Consider the following 12,474-nt stretch of genomic DNA (forward strand, 5'->3'; position numbering starts at 1 on the left):
AACGGAACGAGGATCACGTGTCATGACGCCTGGACACGGCAGCACGGTTGACGGAGTGCTGCGACGCAGTGCCCGACGTACCCCCGAGCGCACAGCGGTCACCTACCGCGACCGCTCCTGGACGTACGCCGAACTCGACGAGGCCGTCTCCCGCGCGGCCCAGGTGCTGACCTCCTCGGGCGCGGCCCCCGGCGACCGCGTCGGCGCCTACGGCCACAACTCGGACGCGTACCTCATCGGCTTCCTGGCCTGCTCGCGGGCCGGGCTCGTACACGTACCGGTCAACCAGAACCTGACGGGCGACGACCTCTCCTACATCGTCGGCCAGTCCGGCAGCACGCTCGTCCTGGCCGACCCCGACCTCGCGGACCGACTCCCCGACGGCGTACGGGTGGTGCCGCTGCGCGACGCCGACGACTCGCTGCTCGCGCGGCTGGAGTCGACACCTCCGTACGACGGACCCGAGCCGCGCACCGAGGATCTGGTGCAGCTGCTCTACACCTCCGGTACGACGGCCCTCCCGAAGGGCGCGATGATGACGCACCGCGCGCTGGTGCACGAGTACCTGAGCGCGATCACCGCCCTCGACCTGAGTGCGGGCGACCTGCCCGTGCACTCGCTGCCGCTGTACCACTCGGCGCAGATGCATGTGTTCCTGCTGCCGTATCTCGCGGTCGGCGCGCGGAACACCATCCTCGACGCACCCGACGCCGAGCAGCTCTTCGACCTGATCGAGGCCGGCCGCGCGGACAGCCTCTTCGCGCCGCCCACCGTGTGGATCGGACTGTCGAACCGCCCCGACTTCGCGACCCGCGACCTGAGCGGGCTGCGCAAGGCGTACTACGGGGCGTCGATCATGCCGGTGCCCGTCCTCGAACGGCTGCGGGAACGGCTTCCCAAGCTGGCCTTCTACAACTGCTTCGGCCAGAGCGAGATCGGCCCGCTGTCCATGGTCCTCGCGCCGAACGAGCACAGGAAGGCGCGCCTGGACTCCTGCGGGCGCCCGGTGCTGTTCGTGGACGCGAGAGTGGTCGACGAGAACGGCAAGGACGTGCCCGACGGCGCGTCCGGTGAAGTCGTCTACCGGTCACCGCAGTTGTGCGAGGGCTACTGGGACAAGCCCGAGGAGACGGCCGAGGCCTTCCGGGACGGCTGGTTCCACTCCGGCGATCTCGTGGTGCGGGACGCCCAGGGATACTTCACCGTCGTCGACCGGGTGAAGGACGTCATCAACTCCGGGGGCGTCCTGGTCGCTTCACGACAGGTCGAGGACGCGCTCTACACGCATCCAGAGGTGGCCGAGGTCGCGGTGGTCGGGCTGCCGGACGACCGCTGGATCGAGGCCGTGACCGCGGTGGTCGTCCCCCGCGGCACGGTCACGGAGGACGAACTGGTCGCCCACGCGCGCGAGAACCTCGCCCACTTCAAGGCGCCGAAGCGGGTGGTGTTCGTCGACGAACTGCCCCGCAACGCCAGCGGGAAGATCCTCAAGCGGGAGCTGCGGGACCGGTTGGGAGAGGTTTGACCTTGGGCGGGGCGCGACGGTCACATTCCCGGTGGTTGAATCCCTGGTGGTCGGATCCTCGGTCGTTGAACTGAATCCGCCGGTGAGCCGTACCAGTAACGGCGGCCCGACTACCCGAGCCTGGCCCGCCGCATCACCACCGGGTTTCGCACGGAAGGACCTTCGGGTTGTCGCGCACCACGAACTCTCGCCAGCTGCCGGACACGGACCGGACAACCCCGGAGACCGACGTGACGCCGGAGACTCCTCCGGCGGACACACCCGACGACACCCCGGTCAGCACTCTTGGCGAAGAGAAACCGGCGGTCGACATCCCAGCGGTCTCTGACAAGACCTCCGAGGCCGACGAGACCGACAAGACCTCCGAGGCCGACGAGAAGACCGAGGCGGAGGGGACCTCTGCCGTCGACTCGGAGGAGAACACCGCGGTTGAGCCGGACGCGGCTCCTGAGGAGGCTGCGGCGGTCGAGGAGAGCGTGGCCGCCGAAAAGACCTCCGCGGTCGAGGAGGACGCGGCCGTCGAGAAGGACCCCGCAGTCGAGGGCGACACCGCCTCCGACCAGGACACCTCGGACCCGGACACCTCCGCCGACGACCAGCCCGCCGAGACCCCGGACGAGCCCGCAGCCCCCCGAAAGTGGCGGGACCGGCACGCGGTCGCTGCGCGCAACGTGGGATGGACCGCCACGAGCCTGTCCCTCCTGCTCGTCTGCTTCGCGCTCCTCATGCCGACCTCCGCCCCCAAGTTCACGCCCGGCGTGTTCCTGCGCATCCCGGTGGAGGCGGTCCTCGGCGCCGCCGTCCTCATCGTCCTGCCGCGCAGGCCGCGGATCGTGGTGGCGATCCTCTCCGGCGCGATCCTCGGCCTGCTGACCGTCCTGAACCTCCTCGATGTCGGCTTCAACATGTTCCTCGGCCGGGGATTCAACGTGGTCCTCGACTGGGTCCTGTTCGACGACGCGCAGTCCTACCTCAAGGACACGATGGGCAACGGCGGCGCGATCGGTGCCGTGATCGCGGTCGTGGCACTCGTCCTGATCGTGCTCGTCGTGATGACCCTGGCGGTGCTCCGGGTGAGCAACGTCATGACCCGCAACCGTGACGCGGCCAGCCGCGTCACGCTGGTGGTCGGGACCGCCTGGGTCACCTGCGCGGCGCTCGGCCTGCAGCTGTCCGGTCCGGGGATCGCGGCCAGGACCACGGTCGCCCGTGTCGAGGACCGTGTGAACCGGGTGCAGGCGACCCTCAAGGACGAGGCGGCGTTCGCCAAGGAGGCCAAGAAGGACGCCTTCGGCGGTACCCCGGGCGACCAGCTCCTCACCGATCTGCGCGGCAAGGACGTCATGATCGCGTTCATCGAGAGCTACGGCCGCAGCGCGATCGAGGACGAGGCCACCGCCGCGGGCGTCGACGCGACGCTCACGGCCAAGAACGAGGCACTGACCAAGGCCGGCTACTCCGCCAAGAGCGGCTGGCTCACCTCGGCGACGTACGGCGGCAGCAGCTGGCTCGGCCACTCGACCTTCCTGTCGGGCCTGTGGATCAACAACCAGAACCGCTATCGCACCGTCACCGCGGGCGAGCACCTGACCCTCACCGGCGCCTTCCAGCGCACCGGTGCCTGGCGGACCGTGGGCGTCATGCCGGGCGTCCAGAAGAACTGGCCGGAGGGCAAGTTCTACGGTCTCGACAACGTCTACGACTCCCGCGAACTCGGCTACGAGGGCCCGAAGTTCAGCTGGTCGACCATGCCCGACCAGTACGCCCTGAGCGCCTTCGAGCGTCTGGAGCACGGCAAGAAGCGCGACAAGCCGCTGATGTCGGAGATCATCCTGACCTCCAGCCATCAGCCCTGGGCACCGATCCCCAAGATGATCCCCTGGGACCAGGTCGGCGACGGCTCGGTCTACGAGGGCATCCAGAAGGCGGGCAAGGACCCCGCGGACGTCTTCTACGACTCCAAGAAGGTCAAGGAGGAGTACGGCAAGTCCATCCAGTACTCGGTGAACTCCCTCATCGACTACGTGGTGAAGTACGGCAGCAAGAACACCGTGCTCGTGTTCCTGGGCGACCACCAGCCCCTGGCCAGCGTCAGCGGCAGCAACGCCAGCCGGGACGTGCCCGTCTCGATCGTCGCCCACGACAAGTCCGTACTCGACAAGATCGACGACTGGGGCTGGACGGACGGCATCAAGCCCGACAAGTCGGCACCGGTGTGGCGGATGGACTCCTTCCGCGACCGCTTCCTGACCGCGTACGGCTCGACGCCCGCCAAGCGGTAGGGCGTTGCCGTCGGCACGGGCACGGGCACCGCGGTCCGGTGCCGGTGCCGACGGCAGGCCTAGCGCGGGCGCAGGTCCGTGATCCGCTTGATCTTCCCCACCGACCGTTCCAGTGACTCGGGTTCGACGATCTCGACGGTGACCGAGACGCCGATGCCGTCCTTCACGGCCGCTGTGATGGAGCGCGCGGCCTCGTCGCGGATCTCGGGCGTGGCGCCGGCCCGGGCCTCGGCACGCACGGTGAGCGCGTCGAGGCGGCCGTCGCGGGTCAGTCGCAGCTGGAAGTGCGGGGCGACGCCCGGTGTGCGCAGGACGATCTCCTCGATCTGGGTGGGGAAGAGGTTCACGCCGCGCAGGATGACCATGTCGTCACTGCGCCCGGTGATCTTCTGCATCCGGCGGAAGACCCGGGCCGTACCGGGCAGCAGCCGTGTGAGGTCCCGGGTCCGGTAGCGGATCACGGGCATGGCTTCCTTGGTGAGCGAGGTGAAGACCAGCTCGCCCTCCTCGCCGTCCGGCAGCACCTCGCCGGTGAACGGATCGACGACCTCCGGGTAGAAGTGGTCCTCCCAGATGTGCAGTCCGTCCTTCGTCTCGACGCACTCCTGGGCGACTCCCGGGCCGATCACCTCCGACAGCCCGTATATGTCGACCGCGTCGATCGCGAACCGTTCCTCGATCTCCCGGCGCATCTCCTCGGTCCAGGGCTCGGCACCGAAGACACCCACCCGGAGCGAGGTGTGCCGCGGGTCCACGCCCTGCCGCTCGAACTCGTCGAGGAGCGTCAGCATGTAGGAGGGCGTCACCATGATGATCCCGGGCTTCAGATCCTGGATCAGCTGCACCTGGCGTGCGGTCATGCCGCCGGATGCGGGGATCACCGTACAGCCGAGCCGTTCGGCGCCGTAGTGGGCGCCGAGCCCGCCGGTGAACAGCCCATAGCCGTACGCCACATGCACCGTGTCACCGGGCCGGGCGCCGGCCGCGCGGAGTGAGCGCGCCACCATGTCGGACCACATGGAAAGGTCGTTCTCGGTGTAGCCGACGACCGTGGGGCGCCCGGTGGTACCGCTCGACGCGTGGATGCGGCGGATACGGTCCCGCGGCACGGCGAACATCCCGTACGGATAGTTCTCGCGCAGGTCCGCCTTCGTGGTGAAGGGGAAGCGCGCCAGATCGGCGAGCGAGTGGCAGTCCTCGGGCCGGAGCCCCGCCTTGTCGAAGGAGTCCCGGTAGAAGGGCACGTTCTCGTACGCGTGCCGCAGCGAAGCCCTCATCCGCTCCAGCTGGAGTGCGCGCAGGCCCTCCGCGTCGAGCCGCTCGCCCTCGTCCAGCAGGTCCGTCGAATCCGCCATCGGGCCGCTCCCTCAAAAACGATCCATTACGGGCGACCGATCATTCGGTCGCTCTGCTCTGGATCAGTAATTCAGGGGTACGGGCGGTCGTCAAGACATGGGGCGCCCACACGAGGAAGAGGTGGGGGTCTGCGCGGCGCGCGCCAGGGGTCAGGTTCAGCGGGCGGCCTCCGCCGCCACCGAGCGTGCCCACCGGTAGTCGGCCTTGCCGCTCGGCGAGCGCTGGATGGAGTGCGTGATCACCAGCTGGCGTGGGATCTTGTAGCCCGCGAGATGGGTCCGGCAGTGGGTCTGGATGTCGTCCAGCGACGGCTGTCCGGCGCCCGCGCGCAGCTGGACCACGGCCGCCACATGGTTGCCCCACTTCTCGTCGGGCACTCCGGCGACCAGTGCGTCGTACACGTCGGGATGCGACTTGAGCGCCTGCTCGACCTCCTCCGGATACACCTTCTCGCCGCCGGTGTTGATGCACTGCGAACCGCGCCCGAGAACGGTGACGACCCCCTCCTCGTCGACGGTCGCCATGTCGCCGAGCAGCACCCACCGCGCGCCGTCCTTCTCGAAGAAGGTCTCGGCGGTCTTCTTCGGGTCGTTGTAGTAGCCGAGGGGCACATGACCGCGCTGGGCGACGCGACCCACCTCGCCGACGGGGACCGGCTCGTAGGTCGCCGGATCCACCACCTGCGTACGGGAGTTGACGCGGATCCGGAACCCGCGGTCGGGGCCCGAGTCCTCCGTCGCCGTGCCGTTGAAGCCGGACTCGGAGGAGCCGAAGTTGTTGAGCAGCATGACGTTCGGAATGAGCGCCTGGAACTGCGCGCGCACCGTCTCCGACATGATCGCGCCGGAGGAGGAGACGCTGAACATGGACGAGGTGTCGGTGCCCCTCATGGGCCCGTTCAGCGCGTCGATGAGGGGACGCAGCATCGCGTCGCCCACCAGCGACATGCTGGTGACCTTCTCCTTCTCGATGGTCCGCAGCACCTCCTCGGGCACGAACTTGCGGTGGATCACGATGCGTTGGCCGAAGTTGAAGCCGATGAAGGCGGTGAGGGTCGAGGTGCCGTGCATCAGCGGAGGCGTGGGGAAGAAGGTGATCCCCTCGCCGCCGGCCGCGACCCGCTCGGCGAGCTCCTCCGGCGTCTTCACCGGCTCGCCGGTCGGGGCGCCACCGCCCAACCCCGAGAAGAACAGGTCCTCCTGACGCCACATCACACCCTTGGGCATCCCGGTCGTGCCGCCGGTGTAGATGATGAACTGGTCGTCGGGGGAGCGGGGCGGGAAGCCGCGCTCGGACGATCCGGAGGCCTCGATGTCGGCGAAGTCCACCACCGTCGGCAGCGCGGGTGCGTCAGGGGCCGGAGCGCCCACCCGTACGAGATGGCGCAGCGCCGAGGTGCGTGGCAGGGCCGCCGCGACCCGTTCGGTGAACTCCGTGTCGAAGACCAGCGCCGCCAGATCCGCGTCCCGGTAGAGGTAGACCAACTCCTCTTCCACATAGCGGTAGTTGACGTTGACCGGCACGATCCTGGCCTTGAGACAGCCGAGGACGGTCTGGAGATACTCGATGCCGTTGTAGAGGTGCAGCCCGAGATGCTCACCAGGGCGTATGCCGCTGTCGATCAGGTGGTGGGCGACGCGGTTGGCCGCCGCGTCCAGCTCCGCGTACGTGAGCCGGCGCTCCGCACCCGTGCCGGGGTGGTCGATGTAGACGAGCGCCTCGCGGTCGGGGACCACGTCGACGACCGACTCGAACAGGTCGGCAAGGTTGTACTCCACCGCTCCTCCTGACCCCGGCAAGCTTCGACGAATGGACGTGCGTCATCGCTTCGCCGGTCATCAGAGCAAAGCCCGCCACAACTGTGAAGGGTCCGCGCAGAAGAAATCTGACTGACTGTCAGAAAACCCTTGAACTGGCCCCTCCGCTCCTGCAACCTGTTCTCGTTCCTGAGACGGGAGGACGGCAATGGGTGGGACGGAACACCTCACCGTGCAGCGCGAAGGCGCCACACTGGTGCTCACGCTCAACAGGCCCGAGGCCAAGAACGCACTCTCGCTGCCGATGCTGGTCGGCCTGTACGACGGCTGGGTCGAGGCCGACGCGGACGACGCCATCCGCTCGATCATCCTCACCGGCGCGGGCGGCGCGTTCTGTGCCGGCATGGACCTCAAGGCCCTCGCGGGCAGGGGGATGGAGGGCGAGCAGTACCGGGACCGCCTCAAGGCCGACCCCGATCTGCACTGGAAGGCGATGCTGCGCCATCATCGGCCCCGCAAACCCGTGATCGCCGCGGTCGAGGGCCACTGCGTGGCCGGCGGAACCGAGATCCTTCAGGGAACCGACATCCGGGTCGCGGGGGAGTCCGCCACGTTCGGGCTCTTCGAGGTGAAGCGCGGGCTGTTCCCGATCGGCGGCTCGACGGTCCGCCTCCAGCGGCAGATTCCGCGGACGCACGCGCTGGAGATGCTGCTCACCGGCCGTGCGTACTCGGCGCGGGAAGCCGCCGACATCGGCCTGATCGGGCATGTCGTCCCCGACGGGACGGCCCTGGAGAAGGCCCTTGAGATCGCCGGGCAGGTCAACGCCTGTGGTCCGCTCGCCGTCGAGGCAGTGAAGGCGTCCGTGTACGAGACCGCCGAGATGAGCGAGGGGGACGGCCTCGCGGCCGAGTTGAAGCGGGGGTGGCCGGTCTTCGACACGGCCGATGCGAAGGAGGGGGCGCGGGCTTTTGCAGAGAAGCGCCCGCCCGTGTATCGGCGGGAGTGAGCTCTGCTGGAGGCCGGTTCGAGGCTGCGGGTCCGTTGTGGCTGGTCGCGCCCCGCGGCGGAGCCGCAGATCAAATACAGCCCCGCGCCCCTGAAGGGGCGCCGGTCGTGCCCATGCGACAGCGCCGCAGGTGCCACAGCCCGCGCCCCCAGACGGGACGCGGTCATCCGTCCCGTGAGGAGATACCGTGCCCGAAGTCCTCAAAGCACCCCTCGTCGTCGAGTTTCCCTTCACCCGATCCCTCGGGCCTGTGCAGAGCGCGTTTCTCACCGGGCTGCGCGAGCGGGTCGTGCTCGGGGTGAAGACCCGTGACGGGCGGACGCTGGTGCCGCCCGTCGAGTACGACCCCGTCACCTCCGAGGAACTCGGTGAGCTGGTCGAGGTCGCGTCCACCGGGACCGTCACCGCATGGGCCTGGAACCACGAACCCCGCCGGGGCCAGCCGCTGGACACGCCGTTCGCCTGGGTCCTGGTGAAACCGGACGGCGCCGACACCGGCCTGCTGCACGCGCTCGACGCCCCGGGGCCCGAGGCCGTGCACACCGGGATGCGGGTCCGCGTCCGGTGGGCCGAGGAACGCTCGGGGGCCATCACGGACATCGCCTGCTTCGAACCGTACGAGGGTGGCAGCGCCGAACTCACCGGCAGCGACGGCCGGTTCGAGGAGATGGTGACCGGCATCGTCGCGCCCGCCCGCCTCGACTACACCTACTCGCCCGGCCGCGCCCAGTCCGGCTACATCAACGCGCTCTCCGACCGGCGGGCCGTCGGCGAGCGCTGCCCGTCCTGCCGCAAGGTGTACGTCCCGCCGAGAGGGGCGTGCCCCACCTGTGGTGTGGCCACATCGGAACACGTGGAAGTAGGGCCGCGCGGCACACTCACGACGTACTGCATCGTCAACATCAAGGCGAAGAACCTCGACATCGAAGTGCCCTACGTCTACGGGCACATCGCCCTGGACGGCGCCGACCTCGCCCTGCACGGACGCATCGGCGGCATTCCGTACGACCAGGTGCGCATGGGCCTGCGCGTCGAGCCGGTGTGGACGGACGGGGGCCGCTACCCGGACCACTACCGGCCCACCGGCGAACCCGACGCGGACTACGACACGTACAAGGAGCTGGTGTAGATGCCCGCGCCGAGGCCGCTGAGGGACATCGCCGTCGTCGCCTTCGCCCAGACCGACCATCTGCGCACCACCGACGAGCTCTCCGAGGTGGAGATGCTCATGCCCGTCCTGCACGAGGTCCTGGACCGGACCGGACTCAAGACCAGCGACATCGGGTTCACCTGCTCCGGCTCCTCCGACTATCTCGCGGGACGCGCCTTCTCCTTCACGATGGCACTCGACGGTGTCGGCGCCTGGCCGCCGATCTCCGAGTCGCACGTGGAGATGGACGGGGCCTGGGCGTTGTACGAGGCCTGGACGAAGCTCCTCACCGGCGAGGCCGACACCGCGCTCGTCTACGCATACGGCAAGTCGTCCCCCGGTTCCGTGCGCGACGTACTGACCCGACAGCTGGACCCGTACTACGTGGCGCCCCTGTGGCCGGACTCCATAGCCCTGGCCGCCCTGCAGGCGCAGGCCCTCATCGACGCGGGCGACACGGACGAGCCCGCGCTGGCCGCCGTCGCCGCCCGCAGCCGAGCCTCTGCCGCCGACAATTCCCATGCCCAGCTGAGAGGTTCGGTGCCGCGGGGCGACTACGCCGTACGTCCCCTGCGTACCGGCGACTGCCCGCCCATCGGTGACGGGGCGGCCGCGGTGATCCTCGCCGCGGGTGAGCGGGCCCGTGACCTGTGCGAGCGGCCCGCCTGGATCCGGGGCATGGACCACCGCATCGAGGCACACGGTCTCGGCGTACGGGACCTCACAGACTCGCCGTCCTCACGGCTGGCGGCGGAACGGGCCGGGGCTTTCGAACGGCCCGTCGACACCGCCGAGTTGCACGCCGCGTTCACCTCGCAGGAGGTGGTGCTGCGCAAGGCCCTGCGGCTGGACGACAGCGTCGACGTCAACCCGTCCGGGGGACCGCTCGCCGCCAACCCCATCATGGCCGCGGGCCTCATCCGCATCGGCGAGGCGGCCGCCCGGATCCAGCGCGGCGACTCCGACCGGGCGTTGGCACACGCCACTTCGGGTCCGTGTCTGCAACAGAACCTGGTCGCCGTACTGGAGGGAGACCCGCGATGAGCAAGGAGCCCGTGGCCGTCGTCGGGATCGGCCAGACCAAGCACGTCGCGGCCCGAAGGGACGTGTCGATCGCGGGACTTGTCCGGGAGGCCGCCCAACGTGCGCTCGCGGACGCCGAGTTGACGTGGGCGGACATCGACGCTGTCGTCATCGGCAAGGCGCCCGACTTCTTCGAGGGCGTCATGATGCCCGAGCTCTACCTCGCCGACGCCCTCGGCGCGGTGGGCAAGCCGATGCTGCGCGTCCACACCGCGGGCTCCGTCGGTGGCTCCACCGCGCTCGTCGCCACGAACCTGATCGCGGGCCGCGTCCACGGCACCGTACTGACCCTCGCCTTCGAGAAGCAGTCCGAGTCGAACGCCATGTGGGGCCTGTCCCTGCCGATCCCCTTCCAGCAGCCCCTGCTCGCCGGCGCGGGCGGCTTCTTCGCCCCGCACGTACGCGCCTACATGCGACGCACCGGCGCCCCCGACGGAGTCGGCTCCCTCGTCGCGTACAAGGACCGCCGCAACGCGCTCAAGAACCCCTACGCGCATCTCCACGAGCACGACATCACGCTGGAGAAGGTCCAGGCCTCGCCCATGCTCTGGGACCCGATCCGCTACTCGGAGACCTGCCCGTCCTCCGACGGCGCGTGCGCGATGATCCTCACCGACCGTGCCGGAGCGGCCCGTTCGCCGCGTCCGCCCGCCTGGATGCACGGCGGCGCGATGCGTAGCGAGCCGACGCTCTTCGCGGGCAAGGACTTCGTCTCGCCGCAGGCCGGCAAGGACTGCGCGGCCGACGTGTACCGGCAGGCCGGTATCGCCGACCCCCGCCGAGAGATCGACGCGGTGGAAATGTACGTCCCGTTCTCCTGGTACGAGCCCATGTGGCTGGAGAATCTCGGCTTCGCCGCGGAGGGCGAGGGGTGGAAACTCACCGAGTCCGGGGTCACGGAACTCGACGGCGACCTGCCGGTGAACATGTCGGGCGGCGTGCTTTCCACCAACCCGATCGGGGCCTCCGGGATGATCCGCTTCGCGGAAGCCGCACTTCAGGTGCGTGGACAGGCCGGAGAGCACCAGGTGGACGGTGCCCGCCGGGTCCTCGGGCACGCCTATGGCGGCGGGTCCCAGTTCTTCTCGATGTGGCTGGTCGGAGCCACGCCGCCGACCTCCTGAAGCTGTCCCCCTCACGTGGCCTGTGCGGGGCAGTGGGCGAAAGCTAGGCTGGCCGCGGACGACGAACCGGGAGGAGCACGGACGTGGCCGAGAGCACCATCCAGCAGCACCCGCTCGCGGGCTGGGACAAGCCGGAGCTTGACCTCAGCAGCGCCGACTGGCATTCCAGCAGCCGAGGACAGGGGGATGTCCAGATCGCCTTCGTCGAAGGCTTCATCGCGATGCGCAACAGTGGCCGCCCGGAAAGCCCCTCTTTGATCTTCACGCCCGCGGAATGGGGCGCGTTCGTGTCGGGGGCGCGGGAAGGGGAGTTCGACCTCACGTGAGAGGACGTGGGGGAGCCTGACCCGACGAGAGGGGTGCGGTTCCGCCCCTGTCCGGGACGCGGGCGGTTCCGCCCCTGTCCGGGATACGCGATCTTCGGCTGTTTCCCGGGACCTGGCCTGAGTGAGGTCGGCCCTGGGAAACCGAGGTCGCCGACGAGCCTCGCGCGGGCATTCGGCCCGGTCACAGCAATGCACCCGGCTGCGCGTTCACGGCCACAGCAACTGCTTGACCCATCCGTCCCCGGACCGCACATACGCCAGTCGCGTGTGCCGTCGCTCCCTGTCGCCCTGCCAGAACTCGACGGACTCGGGGCGCACCGAGTGCAGCGTCCAGCCGGGCGCCACGAGATCCGGGTCGGCCTCCAGCCGGGCCAGCGACTCCTTCACCGCGGTGTCGCGCTCGGCGAGGTCCGCGAGGGGCCGCGACTGACGGCCGAGCAGAGCCTCCGCGCGGGCACCGGCACTCCGTGCCAGGAAGTCGGCCGCACTGTCCTCGGGACTCTCCGGCGCGACCGGTCCACGTACCCGGATCTGCCGTGCGAGCGGCGACCAGTAGAAGGTGAGCGCCGCATAGGGCCGCTCCGCCAGATCTCGGGCCTTGACGCTGCCGCTGTCCGACGCGAACCGCCAGCCTTCCGGGCCGATCCCCTTGAGGATCAGGGTCCGTGCCGTGGGATTTCCGTCGGCACCGGCCGTGGAGACGGTCATGGCGTGCGGTTCGCGCACCCTGGCGTCCACGGCGGCGAGCAGCCACTCGGCGAACAACTCCGCCGGTGTGTCCGGCGCCTCGGACGGGTCGAACACGGGCAGTTCGCCCGCGAACACCTCCAGGCCACGCAGCAGTTGACGCAGATCCTCCACC

10 protein-coding genes are annotated in these 12,474 nt (G+C 69.5%); 7 read left to right on the forward strand and 3 right to left on the reverse strand.

The window, feature by feature from the left end; all coding sequences use genetic code 11:
- The first annotated feature begins 22 nt into the window (after window positions 1–22).
- Window positions 23–1,525 carry an acyl-CoA synthetase gene (locus tag ACZ5VQ_RS31405; RefSeq protein ID WP_469107849.1) on the forward strand — a complete coding sequence of 501 codons (1,503 nt, stop codon included), beginning with the start codon at window positions 23–25 and terminating at the stop codon, window positions 1,523–1,525.
- A gap of 167 nt (window positions 1,526–1,692) precedes the next feature.
- Entirely contained in the window at window positions 1,693–3,807 is a 2,115-nt protein-coding gene (locus ACZ5VQ_RS31410; RefSeq protein WP_469107850.1) for a sulfatase, read from the forward strand.
- 59 nt (window positions 3,808–3,866) lie between these two features.
- Here the strand turns inward: ACZ5VQ_RS31410 and paaK are convergent, their stop codons facing one another.
- Together paaK and ACZ5VQ_RS31420 are read right to left on the reverse strand one after the other, a co-directional pair.
- Window positions 3,867–5,162 carry a phenylacetate--CoA ligase PaaK gene (gene paaK / locus ACZ5VQ_RS31415; RefSeq protein WP_469107851.1) on the reverse strand — a complete coding sequence of 432 codons (1,296 nt, stop codon included), beginning with the start codon at window positions 5,160–5,162 and terminating at the stop codon, window positions 3,867–3,869.
- A gap of 156 nt (window positions 5,163–5,318) precedes the next feature.
- Window positions 5,319–6,941, reverse strand: a complete 1,623-nt coding sequence (locus ACZ5VQ_RS31420) for an acyl-CoA synthetase (protein WP_469107852.1) — start codon at window positions 6,939–6,941, stop codon at window positions 5,319–5,321.
- A 187-nt stretch (window positions 6,942–7,128) separates the two neighbouring features.
- On the opposite strand from ACZ5VQ_RS31420, the gene ACZ5VQ_RS31425 reads away from it, so the two are divergent.
- The 5 genes from ACZ5VQ_RS31425 to ACZ5VQ_RS31445 all read left to right on the forward strand — a co-directional run bounded on the left by ACZ5VQ_RS31425 (window position 7,129) and on the right by ACZ5VQ_RS31445 (window position 11,612).
- Window positions 7,129–7,929, forward strand: a complete 801-nt coding sequence (locus tag ACZ5VQ_RS31425; protein ID WP_469107853.1) for a crotonase/enoyl-CoA hydratase family protein — start codon at window positions 7,129–7,131, stop codon at window positions 7,927–7,929.
- A 187-nt stretch (window positions 7,930–8,116) separates the two neighbouring features.
- Complete coding sequence (locus ACZ5VQ_RS31430) at window positions 8,117–9,058, forward strand: Zn-ribbon domain-containing OB-fold protein (protein WP_469107854.1); 942 nt, start codon at window positions 8,117–8,119, stop codon at window positions 9,056–9,058.
- Window positions 9,059–10,123 (forward strand): thiolase domain-containing protein, encoded by a 1,065-nt coding sequence (locus tag ACZ5VQ_RS31435; protein ID WP_469107855.1) that lies wholly within the window; start codon window positions 9,059–9,061, stop codon window positions 10,121–10,123.
- Window positions 10,120–11,286, forward strand: coding sequence for a thiolase domain-containing protein (locus tag ACZ5VQ_RS31440; protein ID WP_469107856.1), 1,167 nt, complete (start codon window positions 10,120–10,122; stop codon window positions 11,284–11,286). The genes ACZ5VQ_RS31435 and ACZ5VQ_RS31440 overlap by 4 nt, the downstream gene beginning before the upstream one ends.
- A gap of 83 nt (window positions 11,287–11,369) precedes the next feature.
- Complete coding sequence (locus ACZ5VQ_RS31445; protein WP_055617755.1) at window positions 11,370–11,612, forward strand: DUF397 domain-containing protein; 243 nt, start codon at window positions 11,370–11,372, stop codon at window positions 11,610–11,612.
- Between the two features lie 207 nt (window positions 11,613–11,819).
- Here ACZ5VQ_RS31445 and ACZ5VQ_RS31450 read toward each other — a convergent pair whose 3' ends face one another.
- Complete coding sequence (locus ACZ5VQ_RS31450; protein ID WP_469107857.1) at window positions 11,820–12,473, reverse strand: pyridoxine/pyridoxamine 5'-phosphate oxidase; 654 nt, start codon at window positions 12,471–12,473, stop codon at window positions 11,820–11,822.
- Between the last annotated feature and the right edge of the window lies 1 nt (window position 12,474).

The organism is Streptomyces sp. NPDC033178 (genome assembly GCF_055577685.1).

What these genes read in the sequence shown, in the direction of transcription:
- ACZ5VQ_RS31405 (WP_469107849.1), top strand. Translation starts at nt 23, where the DNA reads ATGACGCCTGGACACGGCAGCACGGTTGACGGAGTGCTGCGACGCAGT.
- ACZ5VQ_RS31440 (WP_469107856.1), top strand. Translation starts at nt 10,120, where the DNA reads ATGAGCAAGGAGCCCGTGGCCGTCGTCGGGATCGGCCAGACCAAGCAC.
- ACZ5VQ_RS31425 (WP_469107853.1), top strand. Translation starts at nt 7,129, where the DNA reads ATGGGTGGGACGGAACACCTCACCGTGCAGCGCGAAGGCGCCACACTG.
- ACZ5VQ_RS31435 (WP_469107855.1), top strand. Translation starts at nt 9,059, where the DNA reads ATGCCCGCGCCGAGGCCGCTGAGGGACATCGCCGTCGTCGCCTTCGCC.
- paaK (WP_469107851.1), bottom strand. Translation starts at nt 5,162, where the DNA reads ATGGCGGATTCGACGGACCTGCTGGACGAGGGCGAGCGGCTCGACGCG.